At 58.5% G+C, this 19,329-nt stretch carries 9 protein-coding genes and 5 pseudogenes; 7 read left to right on the top strand and 7 right to left on the bottom strand.

Features of this window, described 5'->3' with window-relative positions:
* Positions 1–59: 59 nt before the first annotated feature.
* Positions 60–1,376: an MFS transporter gene (locus AB3L03_RS11520; RefSeq protein WP_368508615.1), complete on the bottom strand. Its 1,317-nt coding sequence runs from the start codon at positions 1,374–1,376 to the stop codon at positions 60–62.
* Positions 1,377–1,400: 24 nt separating this feature from the next.
* Here AB3L03_RS11520 and AB3L03_RS11515 point away from each other — a divergent pair, with 24 nt between their 5' ends.
* Positions 1,401–1,682: a hypothetical protein gene (locus tag AB3L03_RS11515; RefSeq protein WP_368508614.1), complete on the top strand. Its 282-nt coding sequence runs from the start codon at positions 1,401–1,403 to the stop codon at positions 1,680–1,682.
* 439 nt (positions 1,683–2,121) lie between these two features.
* On the opposite strand, the gene glmS is transcribed toward AB3L03_RS11515, so the two are convergent.
* The 5 genes from glmS to AB3L03_RS11490 all read right to left on the bottom strand — a co-directional run bounded on the left by glmS (position 2,122) and on the right by AB3L03_RS11490 (position 11,003).
* Positions 2,122–3,948 (bottom strand): glutamine--fructose-6-phosphate transaminase (isomerizing), encoded by a 1,827-nt coding sequence (gene glmS / locus AB3L03_RS11510; RefSeq protein WP_368508613.1) that lies wholly within the window; start codon positions 3,946–3,948, stop codon positions 2,122–2,124.
* Positions 3,949–4,164: 216 nt separating this feature from the next.
* Positions 4,165–5,142, bottom strand: coding sequence for a GDP-L-fucose synthase family protein (locus AB3L03_RS11505; protein WP_368508612.1), 978 nt, complete (start codon positions 5,140–5,142; stop codon positions 4,165–4,167).
* Positions 5,123–6,208, bottom strand: coding sequence for a GDP-mannose 4,6-dehydratase (gmd, locus tag AB3L03_RS11500; protein WP_368508611.1), 1,086 nt, complete (start codon positions 6,206–6,208; stop codon positions 5,123–5,125). Before gmd ends, AB3L03_RS11505 begins: the two co-directional genes overlap by 20 nt.
* A gap of 352 nt (positions 6,209–6,560) precedes the next feature.
* Positions 6,561–6,806: a hypothetical protein gene (locus AB3L03_RS11495; protein WP_143274169.1), complete on the bottom strand. Its 246-nt coding sequence runs from the start codon at positions 6,804–6,806 to the stop codon at positions 6,561–6,563.
* A gap of 2,310 nt (positions 6,807–9,116) precedes the next feature.
* On the bottom strand, positions 9,117–11,003 hold the full coding sequence (locus tag AB3L03_RS11490) for a hypothetical protein (protein ID WP_368508610.1): 1,887 nt from the start codon (positions 11,001–11,003) through the stop codon (positions 9,117–9,119).
* A gap of 1,572 nt (positions 11,004–12,575) precedes the next feature.
* On the opposite strand from AB3L03_RS11490, the gene AB3L03_RS11485 reads away from it, so the two are divergent.
* From AB3L03_RS11485 to AB3L03_RS11460, 6 genes and pseudogenes are all read left to right on the top strand, one after another.
* On the top strand, positions 12,576–12,995 hold the full coding sequence (locus tag AB3L03_RS11485; protein ID WP_368508609.1) for a hypothetical protein: 420 nt from the start codon (positions 12,576–12,578) through the stop codon (positions 12,993–12,995).
* Positions 12,996–13,498: 503 nt separating this feature from the next.
* Positions 13,499–14,298 (top strand): annotated as a pseudogene (gene bioB / locus AB3L03_RS11480) (biotin synthase BioB); the annotation flags it as partial.
* 4 nt (positions 14,299–14,302) lie between these two features.
* Positions 14,303–14,655 (top strand): annotated as a pseudogene (gene panD, locus AB3L03_RS11475) (aspartate 1-decarboxylase).
* Between the two features lie 97 nt (positions 14,656–14,752).
* Positions 14,753–15,404: pseudogene (locus AB3L03_RS11470) on the top strand (aminotransferase class I/II-fold pyridoxal phosphate-dependent enzyme); the annotation flags it as partial.
* Positions 15,405–15,418: 14 nt separating this feature from the next.
* Positions 15,419–15,925: pseudogene (bioD, locus tag AB3L03_RS11465) on the top strand (ATP-dependent dethiobiotin synthetase BioD); the annotation flags it as partial.
* Positions 15,922–16,697, top strand: a pseudogene (locus tag AB3L03_RS11460) (aminotransferase class III-fold pyridoxal phosphate-dependent enzyme). The pseudogenes bioD and AB3L03_RS11460, both read left to right, overlap by 4 nt.
* A 235-nt stretch (positions 16,698–16,932) precedes the next feature.
* Here the strand turns inward: AB3L03_RS11460 and nolL are convergent.
* Positions 16,933–18,054, bottom strand: coding sequence for a nodulation factor fucose acetyltransferase NolL (nolL, locus tag AB3L03_RS11455; RefSeq protein ID WP_368508608.1), 1,122 nt, complete (start codon positions 18,052–18,054; stop codon positions 16,933–16,935).
* Between the last annotated feature and the right edge of the window lie 1,275 nt (positions 18,055–19,329).

The following is a 19,329-nucleotide window of genomic DNA, read 5'->3' as shown; positions in this document are numbered from 1 at the left end:
CCCCAACGTCCCGCGGGCGCGCGTGCTAACGCGTGGTAAATTGCGCGTTTACCGCCGGGTTAGGCCGCTCGGGTCGCAACGGCTTTCGCAACTCTCTTGGTGTTTCCTGGATAAATCGTGAGCGCGGCGATAATGCCGAGCAAAGCCGCAAACATCAACCAGAAACCGGGCGACGCCTTGTCATCTGTCCGGTCGATCAGCCAAGTCGATGCAAGCGGCGTAAACGTGCCAAACAGAGCCGCGGCGAGTGCGAACGCCAAAGAAAAGCAAGTTGTGCGAATGTGCTTCGGCACGATTTCGACCAGAGCGCCCAACATGGCGCCGCTATAGGTGCCAAAGTAAAACGAGAACATCATCTCAACGATCAGCATCTTGCCAAAGCTTGGGTCCGTTACAAGCCAAGACAACGCTGGATATGCAGTCACCAAGGCAAGGCCGGCAATGGTCAGCAGGACCGGTTTCCGGCCGATTCTGTCGGAAATCGCGCCGCCAATTGGGTTCCACATGAAGTTCGTCACCGCGACCAAAAGCGTCACCAAGAGCGTGCTCTGCGAGGACAACTGCAATACGTGCCTGCCGAACGTAGGCGTGTACACCGTCACGAAATAGAATGTCGTGGTCGTCAGCATCGCGATCATCATGCCGAGAATGACGATGCGCCAGTTCGCAAGTGTGGAGGCAAAGACCTCGCGGGCCGTTGGGTGGTTCTTCATGACCAGAAACTCCGGAGTTTCCTCCAGCGTCCGGCGCAGGAAGAAGATAAGCGGTACGATCAAGCAGCCAAGGAAGAACGGGATCCGCCAGCCCCAAGCGGCAACCATTTCGGCCGGAAGTGCTTCGCTCAAAAAATATCCGATAAGAGCCGCGACAAAGATCGCAACCTGCTGGCTTGAGGACTGGAAAGATGTGTAAAAGCCGCGGTTGCCCGGAGTGGCAATCTCGGAGAGGTAAACGGAAACACCACCAACCTCAACGCCGGCAGAAAAGCCCTGCAACAGCCGTCCGAACAGCACGATCGCAGGTGCGGCAATGCCGATCGTCGCATAGCCCGGACAAAAGGCGATGATGATGGTGCCAATGGCCATGATCGAAAGCGTGATGATCAGGCCTTGCCGACGGCCAATCTGGTCAATATAGGCTCCAAGCACGATCGCACCAACAGGTCGCATCAAGGCACCCAGCCAGAACACACCGAAGGTGTTAAGCAGTGAAGCGGTTTCGCTTCCTGATGGAAAGAACGCGTTTCCGATGGCACTGGCGTAGAACCCGAACAAGAAGAAGTCGAACTGCTCGAGGAAGTTGCCGCTCGTGGCACGTAAGATGGCGCCAAGGCGCGATTTGGCATTTGAGGCGTGCGCAATGGGCGCTGGTGACATGGCGAGTTTCCTCTCGATTTTGAAATGGCCGCTTCCGGAGAAAATCTCACCGCAGCCGCGTGCAGTTTCATGGCCGCGAATCGGCCATCAGGGCACTACCGACCAAGCCGTAAGCGCCTGACGTTTCCGGCATATTTTCGGCAATTGCCGCAAACCCTCACAATTTTCGCTCGTTATTCCGCTCGTGCAGCAGGAGTGGCTCTCAAGCTACTGAACCCTCGGGCAATTCTCGGCGCCAAGGTCGGCGACAAGGTTGTTGTCTGTGGCGTGCCCGAAGTTCTCATCAAACGTACCGATATGCAGTGAAAGGGGAAGGGCGAAACCGGTGGCATACGAGCCGCAGCGAGGAGCTCCGTGAGATGTCGTGCTAGAACAGCTCGCGAGCCTGCGATTGGGGCCGAACTGCGCTATTATCTCGCCCGATCTCCAGCGATGTCGATATGCTCAAAGTTAACCGGAGGTTCGCCGGATAGGATTTTGTGAGCGCGCTGGCGATCAAGCGCGGCGCCGATGGCCATGCTTGGAAACAGCCACGTTGTCTTCGAGCGAGGCGCGCCTCGTACTTCGAGTGGCGCTCCGGTTCGTATGCGGTCCAAACCCGGCGTCTCCGTAAACAGGGCAAGAACAGGCACAAGCCTCGCGGTGGCATCGGGGCCTGGAACTGGGCGGCACATAGGGAGTCGATCTGACCGCGGCTTGCGCATTCGGAATCTGACCACGACAACCGAGGTCGCATCGCTTTGCCTTATTCGACGGTAACCGATTTCGCGAGATTTCGGGGTTGGTCGACGTCCGTGCCCATGAGGATGGCCGTGTGGTAGGCTAGGAGCTGCACCGGAATCGCATAGACAATCGAGGTGAATGTCGCACCCATCTCCGGCAGCACAATGGTCGCGAGTGAATCCATGGACACGTCTGCGGCTCCCCTAGCGTCCGTTATCAAGATAATCTTGCCACCGCGTGCAGCGACCTCCTGCATGTTCGAGATCGTCTTTTCGAACACCCGGTCGGAAGGAGCGATGACAATTACGGGAACACTCTCGTCGACCAAGGCGATCGGGCCGTGCTTGAGCTCCCCGGCCGCATAGCCCTCGGCGTGAATATAGGATATCTCCTTCAGCTTCAGTGCCCCTTCCATGGCCAGTGGAAACGACGTGCCGCGACCAAGATATAGCACGTCACGCGATTTGGTGATGTCGCGTGCGAGCTTCTCGATCTGCGGCTCGTTGGCCAGCGCCGCTGAAACGAGCCGAGGAATTTCGATCAGCTCGCGTACCAGATCGATGCTGTCGCCCTCCGACAATTCACCGCGGGCCTTGCCGGCAGCGACCGCAAGCGCCGCCAGGACGACGAGCTGGCATGTGAACGCCTTGGTCGAGGCAACGCCGATTTCGGGCCCCGCGAATGTCGGCAACACTGTCCCGCTTTCGCGCGCAATGGTCGAACTCAGTACGTTCACGATCGAGAGGGTATGCAGACCTTGCGATTTGGCGTAGCGGAGCGCGGCCAGCGTATCGGCGGTCTCGCCGGACTGCGAGATGAAGATAGCAAGATCTCCTTGGCGCATCGGTGCCTCACGATACCGAAATTCGGAGGCGACATCGAGCTCGACCGGAATACGAGCCAGCCGCTCGAACCAGTATTTGGCGATGTGGCCGGCGTAGCCTGCCGTACCGCAAGCCGTGACCGAGATATGTCCGATCTCATTGAAGTCGAACGGAAGCTCCTGCGGCAGTGCCACGCTCTCGCGGGCAATATCGACGTAATGCGCCAGCGTCTGCCCGATCGCCTCTGGCTGTTCGTGGATTTCCTTCGCCATGAAGTGGCGGTAGTGTGCTTTGCCGACGAGAACCGACGATGCGCCAGAGGTCACCGCCTCCCGGCGGACGACTGTGCCTTGTGCGTCGTAGACCACGCTGAAGTTCCGGTTGAGCACAGCCCAATCGCCATCCTCAAGATAGGTAATCAAGCCGGTAAGGGGAGCGAGCGCGATAGCATCCGATCCGAGATACATTTCGCCTTCGCCATGCCCGATCGCGAGTGGTGAGCCCTTGCGCGCACCGATCATGAGGTCGTGTCGGCCCTTGAACAGAATTGCAAGCGCAAACGCGCCCACTAGCCGCGGCAGCGACGCTTTTACTGCCTCCTGCGGCGAGCTGCCATTCTTCAGATAAGACTCGATGAGATGCGCCACCACCTCCGTGTCTGTTTCAGAGGCGAAACAGGCGCCATGCTGCTTCAGCTCCGCGCGCAGCTCCCGGAAATTCTCGATTATGCCGTTATGGACGACTGCAACATTGTCCGTTGCATGCGGATGAGCGTTGTGTTCGGTTGGCTTGCCATGAGTAGCCCAGCGCGTGTGCCCAATCCCGACATGGCCTGAAAGCGGATGGCAGCGAACACGTGTTTCAAGGTTTTTCAGCTTTCCCTCGGCGCGTCGAAGCTCGATATGATTTCCTTTGAGCGTTCCGATGCCAGCTGAGTCGTAGCCGCGATATTCCAGTCGTTTAAGTGAATCGATGAGGCGATCCGCGACCGGACCGCGCCCCAAGATGCCTACAATTCCGCACATGGCAACCAGTTTACCTCAACTTCAAAACAGAGCGTCTCGCAAGACGCGCCTGACCAATTCGCTCGCTATTTATCGACCGGTGTAGTTGCGCCGGCCTTCCATCGCGCACGCGTCACTCGGCGTGCGCGAGCTCAAAGCAACACCGGAAGCCCAATCGAAGTCGCCAGACGATCTGAAGCAACTTTCTGGGAATCGGACAATGAGCGCCGTCAGCAACTAACAGCTGCATGATTCTCTCCTTTTGTCCGATTTGGCCGATACCGCTAAGAAGTCCTGGTAGGTCTGCCGCATTCCATCTGTAAGCCATGTCCTCGCGCGCCAGCCGAGCTTTGCGAGGCGGCTGACGTCGAGCAGCTTGCGCGGCGTGCCGTCGGGGCGCGAGGTGTCGAAGGCGATCTCGCCGCTGTAGCCGACGATCTCTGCGACGACGCGCGCGAACTCGGCGATGGTGATGTCCTCGCCGGTGCCGATGTTGATCAGCTCTGCTCCCGAATAGGTCTTCATCAGGTACACGCAGGCGTCGGCCATGTCGTCGACATAGAGGAATTCGCGCCGTGGCGTGCCGGTGCCCCACACGGCAACGCTCTTGGCACCCGCGACCTTCGCCTCGTGGAAGCGCCGGATCAGCGCCGCGACGACATGGCTCAGTTCGGGATGATAATTGTCGCCGGGGCCGTAGAGATTGGTCGGCATCACGCTGATGAAGTCGCTGCCGAACTGGCTGCGATAGGCCTCCACCATCTTGATGCCGGCGATCTTGGCGATCGCATAGGGCTCGTTGGTCGGCTCCAGCGGACCTGATAGCACCGTGTCCTCGCGCAAGGGCTGCGGCGCCAGCTTCGGATAGATGCAGGAGGAGCCCAAAAACATCAGCTTCTCGGCGCCATTGAGATACGCGGCATGGATCACGTTCGCCGCGATCGCGATGTTGTCATAGATGAATTCGGCACGCAGCGTGTCGTTGGCGACAATGCCGCCGACTTTGGCGGCAGCAACGAAGATCACCTCTGGCCGCGTCTTGGCGAACCAGTCGAACACGGCGGCCTGGTTGCAGAGATCGACGTCGCGCCGGTCCACCGTGACGAGATTCACGTCCTCCCGCCCCAGCCGGCGCACCAGCGCACTGCCAACCATGCCGCGGTGGCCGGCGACGTAGACGCTTCTGCCCTTCAGCTCAAATGGTGCGTTTGCCACTGGCCACATCCCGTTTGGCATCCGCCAGGTCGCTCGCCATCATTTCCGCGACGAGTTGGGCAAACGTCCGCTTGGGCGTCCAGCCGAGTACCTTGCGCGCCTTGCTGGCATCGCCGACCAGGAGATCGACCTCGGTGGGGCGGAAATAGGTGCGATCGATCCGGAGTACGGTGTTGCCGCTCTTGGTATCGACGCCGGTCTCGTCGATGCCCTTGCCGCGCCATTCGATACGGCGGCCGACTTCGGCAAAGGCAAGCTCGACCATCTCTCGCACCGAGCGCATCTCACCGGTGGCGAGCACGAAATCGTCCGGCTTGTCGGCCTGGAGGATCTTGTGCATGCCTTCGACATAATCCTTGGCATGACCCCAGTCCCGCTTGGCCTCGAGGTTACCAAGATAGAGCGTCTGCTCCAGCCCGAGCTCGATGCGGGCGACGCCGCGGGTGATCTTGCGGGTGACGAAAGTCTCGCCGCGGATTGGGCTCTCATGATTAAACAGGATGCCGTTGCTGGCGAACATGCCGTAGGCTTCGCGGTAGTTCACCGTGATCCAGTAGCCGTAGAGCTTGGCCACGCCGTAAGGCGAGCGCGGATAGAACGGCGTGGTCTCCTTCTGTGGGACCTCCTGCACGAGGCCATAGAGCTCCGACGTCGAGGCCTGGTAGAACCGCGTCTCGTTCTCCATCCCGAGGATGCGGATCGCTTCCAACAGGCGCAACACGCCGATCGCGTCGGCATTGGCGGTGTATTCCGGGCTCTCGAAGCTGACGGCGACGTGGCTCTGGGCGGCGAGGTTGTAGATCTCGGTCGGCCGGATCTGCTGCACGAGACGGATCAGGTTGGTCGAATCCGTCATGTCGCCGTAATGCATCAGGAACGGCACATTGCCGAGATGCGGGTCCTGGTAGAGATGATCGATCCGTGCGGTGTTGAACGAGGACGAGCGCCGTTTTACGCCGTGCACGATGTAGCCGAGCGACAACAGGTATTCAGCAAGATAGGCGCCGTCCTGGCCGGTCACGCCGGTGATTAGAGCGACCCGCCGTTTGCTCTCTTGGTTTAACAAATGATTCCTCTGCGCAGGCTAATGTCATTCTCCAATCGACGAGGTCAATCGCGTCTGGCTCTTCAGATGTGGAAGCGTCACGCTCTCGAACTGCCGAAGTGTGGACCCTCTACAGGCATTGCGTCGATTGCTCAACTGTATGGAGGTAAATCCTCCGCGTCGAAAAGGTTTTGGAGGACTATACGAAAGTTTGTAGTTCGGCAGAGTTTGTTCGGCCTTCGTCAGGCGCTTCTCTATTGCTTGGGTGCGCCCAATGAATTGCGGGGCAGCTAAGAGGTGGCAGACCATTTGGCCGAGAAGCGTTCTACAGTCTCTCCGTGCTCAGCTTGGGCGTCGAGCCAGGGAGTGTCCCTCATTCCTTGTCCTTGCCTAGAAGTTTTCTAGTCTTGCTGTTCATCCAGTGCGACTGCGAGCAAGCCGGGCAAGCAAAGCCTTGAAAGTTGTTCTCTGTCGCGCAGTCCGTATCATCGATCAATTCCTGGACGATCGTGTTGGTGGTCGGACAAGCAAAGGTGAAGGCGCGCATATTGCAGCCCCACGGCAGAAACACGCGGGATGAGCTGATCGTGGAGGGAGCCGACTCGGGCTGTTCAAGCACGCGCCGCCTGCTCGAATGCGCCAAAAGGGGCGTGAGCTTAGAGGCGCGCCATCGAAATGGATCGCTGGCTTATCGGGTTTGAACGCCGCGTAGCGCTCAATCAAGGTGCCGAGATCAATCTTCGATCGCTCGCGTGTCTAAAGTTCCACATCATTTCCGTTCCAAGGCGATCACATGAGGTTTCCAATGCTCGTTCGTCGGGGTGTTAAAGGGCTCGTTGCCTGCATCGGCGTCGGCCCTGGGGCAATCGTCAGGCCTGCATCCCGAGCAGGCCAGCTCGCGGAGCTAGCGGCAGCTCTCTTGCTGCCGCAATCAGTGTCATCTAGTCTGCTTTCATTCAAGGACGGGCGCGTCCGTCCGACCATGGCATGACGTGCATTCGGACATGGTGATAAGCGCACCATGATGACGGCTTTTGGCGCAGTCCCGTCACAATTGGTTCCCCGCACATATACGCTCTTCCAGGATCGCCATTCTTGAAGCCAACAATTGCCCGACATTGGCCCTCACAATGGTCGACGAGCAACACCGTGTTGGATCCGTCGGGTCTTCTCACATCACCGCTCCAGGATAGCGCATCAATCTCGCAGCGGCTCGTTGGCACTTGGCGCTCGCAACCGTATTTCGAAGTCTCCAATGCTGGATTGGTCCTTCTTACATCTGGGGAATCGTGACCTCATGCGACTTGGCGATTTGCGTAGACAGAACAGGACCAGCGTCCCTTCGTACTCAGCGCGATTCCTCAGCCGCTTTGGCAGAACACCCCTCATCACACGCGATCGGCTTGCTCCGCTTTTGTCCACAGGAATTCGAGGGCGACTGAAGATTGGAGCCACTTAGCAGGGGCACTCTACAATCTGACGCTACGTACGTTTCAATCCCCTGCGCGGTTATTGCGGGAATATCTCACGCCAGGAGCCAGCCGCGACGGGAGGAGGGCGGGAGGCGCTGCGCCAAAGCGGCTGGCTTTCGCTATTCGTCCTCCGCGGAATTGCGCAGCCGGGTCTGCCCAACCCGGCATAGCCACGCCGCGGCGGTGAGGCTGCTGCTCGTGGCAACGAGCGAGCACGCGTGTCAATGAAGTTCTTGTGAGGTCCATGGAATAGGAGCGCGCTCGCCGGCCGAATCAAGCGTCCATGGCGAGGATGCTCTGTGGCATCTGTGCGAATTGGCGCCTCGTCTATCCGGCCGAGCTCTCCCGCTACACGGTCTGGGGTGGGGCTGTTTCCCGGGATTTCTCGGGGCTGGCGCGGCTGGGCAGAATGGGAAACGAGATCCATTGGCAGCGGTTATTCTGGTCAATGAGTGCAGTTCCCGTGAAGGCACTAAGCAGTGACTTTGCCGTTCCAGACAAACTTTGGACGATGGACCTCGAAAGGCGCCGTCAGGTGCAGGCCGCGTCAGGTCAACGATCATTGCGGTTTCGATCCATGTGGGGGTCGTCATGCGTCGGAAGACGGCGCCGATCGGCGCTCCTCCCCATTCATTTTGAGGCGCGAGCGACTGTTAGGCCGGCATTCTCCAGTGCATCCAAGATCCTATCAGCAACCACCCGGGGATCGCGCCGGTCCTCTATGCTCACGCTACAGGCCAAGGTAGCTGCCATGATCGCGTGAGCCGCTTTGCGCTGGAGGCTGTTGTACTCGGCATACTCGCCGCAAGTGTTGCAGGTGATCACTGGTCGGCCGGTCCAGGGATCGTGCATTGCGATCTCGCACCAGTTATCTCTGTGACATTTCTGGCAGAGCATAAATAGAGAGTTCCCTGTGGTTTGAGCTCGCGCTACATGGTCGTCAGTTGAGCGACTGCTTGGCATCCAAAGCTGCAGAAGCCACTGCACTCTGGAGGCGCTGTTGCCGTTCCGAAAAACACGATGGACGCGGGCTCGGAAGCAATCCGACAGAAAGGGCTGCGGCGTGAGCGAACACTCGATGCATCTCTGCCGAGAGCGGCGGCGATGACGCCGCCTCCGTGCTTTTCTAGAAACGCCGTTGAACGCAGAGCGCCGAGCATCTGCAGAGATCTGCCGCGGCCGTTCAATGTACCATTCGACATAGTGCCGCCCGTCAAAACCTCGCTACTCACTACGCGTGGATCATTGCCTCGATGGCTGAAAGTACGACAAGAAATCCGCCCCGCTGAACGAGGTTGCGAGCCCATCTCGTCGCCTATCACGATCGCCTCGCGCCTAAAAGTGTGGTGCCGTTGGTCGCGCCGCTTGCTCGCGTGATCCTGCATTCAGTTATCGTCCTTTGGAGCAGCGCAGCCCTTCGTGTCTTACGAGCGGTGTGCAGCCGTGTTCCGTTCGCTTCAAACCGCCGCATGACATGGTGTTCGTCGTCGGTCACCTAGCGCTGTCCAATTGCCGATAGCCGCAGCGGCTCGATGACAGATCGCCACTTCGGGCCACTTGGCTAACCCATTCGCCAAGTATGCGAACTCCTGCTCGGTGAAACGCGCAGTCCCGGTGAGGCGGCGCAGGACTTCCTCGGAGATCACGACTGCGACTTCGCGAGAGGTGACCTCTTTCGGCCAGTGACTGAACGCACGCATGAGCTGAGCAAGCTCCTGCTCGCTAAAATCACAAACCTGGAAAGTGCGGCGAAGAATCTCCTGCGCGATGGCTACCGTCGCATGGCGAGAGATCTCCTCTTGTCGCCATTTGCTGAAGCCGTTGGCGAGGATCGCCAGTGCTCGACGCGTAAAATGAGAAAGCCGGTCGGAACGGCAGGCCCGAGAAAGGACCTCGTGCGCGATCGCAGTCTTAGCTTCGCGCAGCGGAATTTCCGTTGGCCATTTGCTGAAGCCGTTCAACAGAATAGCCAGTCCTTGCTGCGTAAAATCACAGAGCTGACCGGCCCGTCGGGCACGGTAAACGACCTCCCGGGCGAGCGCAGCCGTCGCGTCGCGAAGAGACAGCTGTTGTGGCCACTTGCTGAACCCATTTACGAGGTTCGCCAGTGCCTGTTCAGTAATGCAGGAGACGCCGTCGGCGCGGTCACAGCGGGCGAGCACTTCACCGGCAATTTCAATTGTGGCTTGGCGGCAGCTCGGGTCCTGCCGCCATTTGCTGAAACCGTTTACCAGCACCCCGAGTTCCTGGTAACGAAAATAAGAGAGGCGCTCGGCACCGCGAGCGTGACGGATGACTTGATCCGCGATCGCGACGCTCGCCGCGAGACAGGCAACCTCCGCCGTCCATTTGCTGAAGCCGTTTACCAGACTCGCCAACTCATGGTGATCGACGGAAAGCCCGCGACGAAGGAGTTCTCCTGCAATCTTGGCGGTGGCTTGCCGAGGCGCGAGCTCGCCCGGCCACCTGCTGAACCCGTTTACGAGCTTAGCCAGACGCTGCTGACTGAAATCGGAGAGCTGATCGGAGCGGCGGAGAAGTTCGTTGCTGATCGCGATCGCTGCCTTGCGACAACTCGAATCTTCCGGCCGCTTGCTAAAGACGCTGATCAGATTCGCCAGCTGTTCCTGGGTAAAATCGGAGAGTCGATCGCTTCGGCGCACAAGCTCATCTGCGATGATCACAACTGCCGTGTGAAAGCGTTCCTCTCCTAGCCATTTTCCGACGCCGTTCACGAGCATTAATAGATGCCGCGGGGTGAGCGCTGAGAGGCGATCATCCGAACGCGTACGGCAAGAAATCTCAGTCGCGATCCTGAGAGCGGCTTCACGAACCGCCGGTTGATCCGGCCACTTGCTAAAGCCGCTTATCAGCAATGATAGGTGCTCGCCGGTTAGGTCCTGGAGCGGCTCGCTCTTGTCGCGGCAAACTTCAGCAATTCTGATCATGCCATCGCGGCAGTCGGAAGACGCAGGATGGCGGCCAAATGAACACGCAAAGAGCGAAAGTGATGTGAAGTCGACTTGCTCCATCTGTGCGTCATTGAGGCGGGAGAGCTGAGCCGCCAGAGCTTTGGAAAGATCGGTACCTGCCTGACCGCCAGACTGCCGGCTGAGCGCATCACATATTGTGGCGTATTTCGATGCTAGCTTGAGGCGGATGTCTTCCTCAAATCGTGGAACAAATGCGATCTTGAACGCAGTCGCGGCCTTTCGCAGGAAGCGTGCGCGATTTGATCTCGTGAGTTGCTTGGAATCGTCGAATAGTGAACCTGAGAATGCGCGCACGTCCTGACAACGGCAAGCGTGGCTGATCGTTGCGAGAAGCTCATCGAGTGTGGCCATCGTTCGATTTGGTGGCTCTGAGTGCTCCGCGCGAACGTGCTGCTCCAAGCGGAGCCGGTCGAGTGAGACTGCTTGTCCAGGGCGCGTCATCTGTCGACCCTTCCCTGGCCAGGATCTCGAACTGAAATCGGATCGCGACATTGCTCACGCAAGCTGACTGGAGTTCGGACAGGTAGCGCTGGCGCCCTCACGCCGTAATGTCTGCTGCACAAGCCAAGTGCGTCCCGTCTGCAAGCCGTCGCTCCCAAGCCATCGGCAGGCGATCGTGGACGCTCGCCCGCAAGAAGACCCTACAATCTGACGCTGCGTCCGATTCAAGCCATTTATGTCGAGAGCCGCGCATTTCGCGCAGAATTCTGCGTGAACGGCCGGTGAAGCCAAATCTCGTCCATCATGCTCCGGTCGCGTGGCCTTTCCAATCGGCCTTCTCAACCGAGGGATTGCAGTGAAGCTTACTCGCCGCGCTTACGTCTCTTGCCAGCGGCTTGTCGCATGTCGGACATTAACAAAGCGAGTGGCTGCGCTAACGGCAAATGAGGTGCTTTTGCGAAAGCCAGCCTACGGGATCTTACGTAGGGCCCGTGTCGCATTTTCTTGATCTAAACATTGCATCCTCTTTTGCATGAAGCAGAAAAATCTATTCTCAGACGCCAAACATTGGCGAGGCCGTGCGGAAGCGACCCGACTAAAAGCGGAGTCGATCGAGGACGACACATCTAGATGCAGGCTCCTCAAGGTCGCTGAGGAATATGACAAGCTGGCTCGCCTCGCGGAGGGGCGGCAAAGAAGCGAGCTTGACGGGCAGTTCTGATCGCTACCGGAGCGAACTGTGACTGCGGCCACCGAAGTCTCGCCGTGTTGGAGCTCGAGGCCCTCTAGGGCTGAACTGCGAAACTTCGTCACGCGTTCCCTGGCCGTGGATCCATTGTGACCGGCCACATAGATGACGCATTGACGGTGTCTCAGGCGGTAAGCCGGCTACCGCTCGACATGAAAAGGACTGAGATGAAAGCCCACCGTCAGATCGTCGCAAGAGCAAAGCCTCTCGTTGACGAGCTGTCGATACATTGGCATCGCTTTGCATTCTGAAGCCGATGACGTTTGTTTGGCGCCAAACTAGCCGGTTCGCCGGATCATGCCGCGCCAAATGGCCTCCGCCGCCATTGTTGCTCTGAGGCATTTTAGTCGGTTCTGGCATCAAGCACGGTTAGCCCAACGCCATACCTTGCGGACTTGTTTAGGCGAAGGGGCGGCAGCAGCTCCTGCAGGCCCGGCTTGCCGCGACAACCATCGTAGATGTCTGTGCCGATTGTCTGCATGAGGCAAGTTCGCAACGAAGGCACGAATCACGAGAAAATCCAAGGAAAGATCAGATGTCGAAAGATAAACTGCAGGAGAAACTCTCCGCTGGACGATCCGGACAAAGCCGATGTTCGTCTTCCAACTAAGTTCGGTGCAGATGGTCCGCAGTAGTTGGGATTGCCCATGCTGGCGCGGCGGCCGGTCGATGTATGAGTCGGACAACACGAGTGGTGCCGGATTTGGCCCTATCGGTCAAAAGAGGGAGGAGGTGTGAGGAAGCAAATTGTAGAAAGGCTCGAAGCGGGACGCGTGCGCGATGGCCAGTTCGCCACCGCACCCGGATCTGGTCCTTCGGGTCTCTTCTTCGTGCAGGGGCCTTGTGGCTGCCAGCTCAAGATCATCGGCTTCGTTCGTCCGGGCTGGGAGCATGTCTCTGTGTCGACGCCACGGCGATCTCCAAATTGGGAGGAGATGTGTCTCGCCAAAGATCTGTTTTGGCATCAGGAGGAATGCGTGATGCAGCTGCATCCTCCTCAGTCACAGTATGTGAACAACAGTCGCTATTGCCTGCATCTCTGGAGGCCGACCCGTCAGGTCATTCCGATGCCTCCGTCAGCCTTCGTGGGCATCGTCGGGCTGGGGCCGTCTGAAGCGGCAATTCTGTTTGCGCAGATGAGTGCCATGTCTTAACGGATCCGGCCGCATCGATGCCAAGTCGCGCGGCGGCACGTAATCGAGAGCGCAGTGGCGCTGGAGCCTAGGCGGCCACAGACCCGCCAAGGGCCCGCGGGCACCACCCTGCGCACCAAAGGCCGCTGCGCTTCTCAAAGCGGCAAGGCACGCCGCAGAATCGGCTCGTCTATTGTACGCAATGTGACGCGCATAACAACGCCAGCGAGGAATCGGCCAGGTGACGAATTAGAGCGGATCGGTCGATCCGGTACACATTGCGGGCGGCCAAATCCTCGCATCAGTAAAGGACCTACGGGGCGCAACTACGTACGCATCGGCTAGTGACCTGGGTGAGGCGCGTCGGGCAGCGTTGTTGCGCGTGCCTCGATGCTGCGATCAAATCCTGGAAGGCGGGCCGGCTATTAGCCTGATATGCGCGCGAGGCCCGCGCAACTCGGCGATGTTTCTCCTTCAATAGCGGGCAAGAGTGTAGTTTCCGGAGCTGCGCATGTGAGTGTTTGTATCCACTGGACTGAAGGCGGCTCGCTTGATGGATCGGTCTGACGTGGTCGCCGCCGCGCAACGGGCCAAGGCCGCCGGGGCGACCCGCTTCTGCGTGGCCGCGCCTGGCGCAATCCAAAGGACCCGACCTCGATCAGGTCTGCGATATGATTGCCGCCGTTAAAGATTGTGGCATGGAGACGTGCGTAATGCTCGGCATGCTCACGCCAAAGCACGCCGCACGGCTCGCCGACGCCGGCCCCGATTTCTACAATCACAACGTGGACACCTCGCCTGAGTTCTACCGCAGCATCATCACTACCCGGACCTTGCAAGAGCGAGTCGACACTCTTACGCCCGTGCGCCAGGCGGGCATCAAAATCTGCTGCGGCGGAATTATTGACATCGGTGACGACGCCGAGGACCGTTTCGGCATGCTGCTACTGCTCGCCAATCTTCCGAACCATCCGGAAAGCATCCGGATCAAGCTCTGGAACGAGGTGAATGGCGTGCCAGTGAGGTTCACGGCGGAGCGTCCGGATCCGATTGCACTGGTGCGCCTGGTGGCGACCGCGCGGAGCATGATGCCCAACGGCGTCATACGGTTGGCCGCCGGGCGTCAGTACATGACTGATGAACTCCAGGCCCTATGCTTCTTGGCCGGTGCGAATTCCATCTTTGTCGGCGATGTGTTGCTGACGACCAAAAACCCGCAAGTTGACCGGGTGCAAGTGTGCTAGCCCGGCTCGGTATTATGTCTGACCCGCTTAAGTCATCCAGAACAATGGGCGTGCCGCGCGCAAGCCATCAGCGTAGGTAAAGAAATGCAGATTGTCCTGATGAAGGGAACGATATCATTGCGCCTCGGTCACTGAATCCGACCTGCACTATGAAGGCTCGATCTCGATTGATCGCGCGCTGCTGGACGCGACCGGTATCGGATTAACGTTCGCGTCGAACTGTACAACCTCGAGACGGGAACACGCTTTGCAACGTTTGTGACAGAAGCGCCACAAGGTCCGGCACCGTAGACGTAAACGGTGCGGCGGCGCGACTGGCGATGCCCGCAGATAAGATAAGTATCGTTGCATACGCGTCACTTGACGAGGAGGATGCGAGCATCGTCAGGCCGCGCATTGTGCCGGTTGATCGAGAAAATCCCATCCTGCAAGTTTGAACCCAACAAGCCAACGCGGGAAGACCCTGTCCTGCCAGTTGGGAGTTTTGCGGCGTCCATCGTTGCTCAGCGAGTGATGAATGAATTCCGTCATTGGGGGTATGTTGCTGTGCTGACAAGGCTGTCGCAACAAGACGACCTGCTCGTCCTTGATTCGCTGGTTCACGCCAGTATTCATGAAGGAGCGCGAACGGGACGAGCAGCGTTTCGAATGAGTGCCCATAACAATCCGCAGGCTATCGAAAGCGCAATTTGCGACTGGCGCCTCGCCGCAGGAGCCGGGCGGGTCTGGATCGTAGTCGAGAGCCTCTACAGCATGGATGGCGAAGTCGCACCGCTTGGAGACCTGCTCGGGATCGCGCACCTGCACGATTCGCTCATGGTTGTCGACGAAGCTCATGCAATGGGCGTTTACGGCGAGCAAGGGGGAGGGCTCACGGCGGCCTATGAAGGACGCGAGAATCTCCTCGTTGTTCATACCTGCGGGAAGGCGCTGGGAGCTTCCGGCGCGCTTGTCACCGCCTCTGGCGTGCTGCGCACAATCAATCGCTGTCGCCCGTTCATCTTCGCGACCGCTCGGTCGCTGTTGGTGGCGGTGGCCGTACGGGAGTCTCTGTTGATCCTGCAGGACGAGCCGGAGCGAAGAACGGCTGACGAAGCTGGTCGCGTTCACGCATCGGGAGATCGCTGTGCGAGGCGAGAGAAGTCCTTCGAATTCGCAGATCCTGCCCTATATCGTTGGCGAGAATCGTTGGAAGGGGAGACCGATAGCCAGCTGGTTGCACGGCTGAGCGGTCTTCCGGCCGATCGGATCGTTCCGGAGCGTTACCGCCTTAAAATATCCGCTTCCCCGCATCATTCGGCCGAGATAGACGGAATTCGCATCGACCCCGGATTCGCTCACCGGGCCGCAGGCCGGGGAGCGACCGCTCGTCATCGAAGGCGCCGGCGGGCTGATGGTGCCGCTGAACCGTAGCCCACTCTACATCGACATCTTCGAGGGGTAGCGGCTTCCCGTCGTGCTCCGCGCCCGCACGCTACTCGGGACCATCAATCACTCCCTGCTGCCGAATGAGGCATTCGAAAGCGCCAGATCGACATTCTTGGGATCGCATTATCGGGGGAAAGAAATGCTGAAACTGAAAGCGCAATTTGTGACATCGCGCGGGTGCGTTGGTTAGGCCGGCTGCCCTGGATTTCTCCTCTGACGGCAGGCAGCCTACGGGTCGTCTTCAAAGACTCGTTCATTTCCAGCGACTTCCAGCCATGAAGCCAAACAACCGGTGGCCAATCTGGCATCCATTCGCGCAGCATGCGCTTCACAAGAGATGACCAAGGTTGTGCGTAGCGACGGTGCTTAACTCCACACTGCGGATGATTATCGAATCATAGATGCAGTCGCATCCTGGTGGGGTCGTCACTCACGGCCATTGCCATCCGGAGATCGTGAGCGCGATTCACGAGCAGGCCGGCAAATTGAAGCGAGTCATTTTCGCCGGCTACACGCATGATCCGGCCGAGGAGGTCGCTCGGCTCCTTTTGAAACTCATACCCCAAGGCTTGGACCATGTGTTCTACTCGGACAGTGGCTCAGCCGCTTGAAGTCGCCCTTGAACATAGGGATTTTCGATGCTCATTCCTCGAGAGACCGTACACGCACATTCCTTCACTCGAGTTCGTCCACGGCAAATCCGCTGGCCTGTACCGCCGCCAAGGCTAACCTGGAACTGTGGAAAGACAAGTCAGACGCATTGCTGCGCTCGCAACCATGCAAGAGCAGGCAATTGAACCATTCCGCGGCGATCCGCGCTTTGCAAACGTTCGCCGTAGCGGCACCGTCACAGTGCACTCGATCTGAAGACGAAGGATACCGGCCATTCGCAGGCGTCGGCCCGAAGCTTCACGCCTTCTTTAAAGTGCGCAATCTCTTGCTGCGCCCACTCGGTAATACGATCTATGTGATGCCGCCATATTGTGTAACACTAGGAGACCTGCACGAAATATATGCGGACGTCTATGACGCTGCCGATGCGCTGGCCTGAAGACGCGTGCGGCTCCGCAACACTAGGGAGTCTGAGTTGTCGTCGGCTTCCGGAACGAGTTGAGAGTGCCTTGCCATAAGGTGCCGAAATGGACGATGGTTACTCGCAAGTTAGGTTACTCTATGCCGACCGGCTCGGCCGGTGGACGCCGACGCGATCGGGCTTCGAACGCTATTCCGGCGGCAGCACAAGGCGATGCCATCGCAACAGTACTCGGACGATCAAATGCATACAGCTAGTTCATTGCGGGTTTGGCTCGCGGGAGACCTGACCGCGGTGGCATTCCAAGGACGAGCTGAGACAGATATGGAACGCCGCGAACAGTCGAGCGGACCACTAGCGCGATCGCAACAATTGCGGCCCCGAGCAGACCCGCGATGATCAACCGGGTCGTGAGATCCCAAAGTTCTCCGAGCTGTATGAAATCCATTAGACGGAACACGGTACCCTGGACAAGGTAGAGCAGCAGCGTGGTCTGGCCCAACTCCATAGCTATAAAGCGGGCGATTCGGGTTGAGTGACTAAAGCGCCAGCATTGCAGCAAGAGTTCGATGGCGATTCCTGAGGCAGCTGCAGCGCCAACAAACATCAGAAGCACGTTTTTGGCCGACCGAAAATCGTAAATCAGTCCAAGATTATTGTAGACATAAGTGTCCTTGCCCCAGGCTAGAAAACATACGCAAGTCAAGACCGAGAGAAATAAAATCAAGAGCGGCTTCTGACATCGCGATGTAGTCGTCCATCGTTCGTTCGATTGAGCAAACAAGAATCCCAAGCAGAAGAACGGGTAAGTGAACCTGATCAAGGGTGATATGGAGAACGTCAGAGGAGCGAGTGCAATCAGTATCGCTGAGCCAGATATGACCAACGATCGGCGGCTCAGCCTGGTGAGTATCTTGATGAGAAGGTAAGAAACAAACGTGGCCCAGATGAACCAGTATGTGCCAGCAAGATCGTCTACAAATTCCAAAAGTCCGGTAGTTAGGCTGGTCGCGCGCCACAATGCCGCTGACTTAGCTGTCTCCATGAGCGCCCACCAAAACAGCATGGGCAGTAAGAGCTGCGTCGCACGGGCGATGGCGGCCTGAGTGAACGACTTCTGCAGCAACGATCGAGAAGAAAGATAGCCGCTTATCGCCATAAAGAGTGGCATGTGAAACATATAGATTGCTTTGTAGTACGGCGAATACCAAAAGCCGCCGTCTCGATAGATGACATACTGGATCAGGTGCCCAACGATTACCAAGACAATGAGCGCACCTTTCGCGAAATCTAAGCTCAGATCTCGACCGCTTGCCTCGGTCGTGCGCGAGCTCGGGGCCATTATTCCAGTCACGCGTTGCAATCTACCAAACATCTAGATATGTGTTGTTGATGAGCCGGCGGCCCGTTGTCCGCTTCTTCTGCCTCATTTTTGGTTCAGATGAAAGGTGATGGTGGGAGTTTTTGGAAGGGCAATAAGCTCAACTGGTTAGGCCTTGAGGAACTAGCCGTGGGCCGAGCGTCTCTGTACGCCTCGGCAAACTGTGCGGCAGAGAGCCGATATTTGGTTTGAGATGCTGGGCTAGCAGTGCGGGCACGGCATGCTAGTTGCAGACGCGGCTCTGGGAGGAAGACTGTCGCACTCAGTCTCCCACTCAGCCCGACGCATCTCGGACCCGGCAGATGCGTCGGGCTTCTTCGGTTCACCCAGCATAGTTGACATTTGGTCCCGTCGACGCCGGGGTGATCAAGCTAACGGGGCGTCTGTTAGCTGAACTCGATCACGCCAACCGGGGGCTATGGCATCGGGCTGCGGGGCACACGGATATCGGTGCTCCGAGTTGTGGAGCAAAAGCCGAGGACCAACCCTTTTTGAATTGAGCTGCTCGTTCGGCTTCGTGCAACTCACGCCTGAGCCGGCTTGCCGTCACGACTTTTGTCGAAAGCCGTCGCCGCAGTGATTGCTGCCGCATTTATGGTGGAAACGGCTCGGCTGGACCGCAGCTGCGGAATGTCCCGCACCCGTGTGATGGACACGTGCTCATCAAGGCCAGGCGTGAAACGGGCTGCGCGTGTGGAGTACCATCTCTAGCTGAAGCTCGTCGCTTATGTGCATCCGGGGGAGGCCTGGTTGATCGTACTTGGGCGGATGACCAACTGCGTTCGAGCAACATGACCTAATGCTCCAAGGCGGCCAGATCTAACGCAGGAGTGCGTGAAAGAGCACGGTCAGATGCGCGTGCGCGACGTCGCCGAGGCAGGCTTCTCGACCAATATCAGCTGAGCTTGCCTGGGGATGAGGCGGTAGATCGCAGCGGCGGGCGGACTCTCCTCACTTGTGGACTGGCTCAGATGCGATCGTCATTCAATGACTCTTCGCGCAGCACTTTGAAGGCCTACTACACCATTCGACTCCGCTCTGCCAACGAGGTCGCCTTCGGCGGACCTAGGGGGCTCCACACTCACGTGTTGCGGACCAAGCAGGAAGCAAGGCGTTCTTCGCGCACCAGCGACTCAGCGGATCACAAACAGCGCTGGCGTTCAGGCGTTAGCTCCACATTATTGCCTCACAACCCCTGACCGTTTCGGCGCGAAGCAAGGACCCACGCCAGTGTCGTTGGCGGCGATGCTGTCGCTAGGACCAGTGTCT

It is taken from the genome of Bradyrhizobium lupini (genome assembly GCF_040939785.1).
Taxonomy (GTDB): Bacteria; Pseudomonadota; Alphaproteobacteria; order Rhizobiales; family Xanthobacteraceae; genus Bradyrhizobium; species Bradyrhizobium canariense_D.
The sequence above is the reverse complement of the archived record's forward strand: the minus strand, read 5'-3'. Positions and strand labels throughout refer to the sequence as shown.

What these genes read in the sequence shown, in the direction of transcription:
- AB3L03_RS11520 (WP_368508615.1), bottom strand. Translation starts at nt 1,376, where the DNA reads ATGTCACCAGCGCCCATTGCGCACGCCTCAAATGCCAAATCGCGCCTT.
- AB3L03_RS11515 (WP_368508614.1), top strand. Translation starts at nt 1,401, where the DNA reads ATGGCCGCTTCCGGAGAAAATCTCACCGCAGCCGCGTGCAGTTTCATG.
- glmS (WP_368508613.1), bottom strand. Translation starts at nt 3,948, where the DNA reads ATGTGCGGAATTGTAGGCATCTTGGGGCGCGGTCCGGTCGCGGATCGC.
- AB3L03_RS11490 (WP_368508610.1), bottom strand. Translation starts at nt 11,003, where the DNA reads ATGGCCACACTCGATGAGCTTCTCGCAACGATCAGCCACGCTTGCCGT.
- nolL (WP_368508608.1), bottom strand. Translation starts at nt 18,054, where the DNA reads ATGTTTGGTAGATTGCAACGCGTGACTGGAATAATGGCCCCGAGCTCG.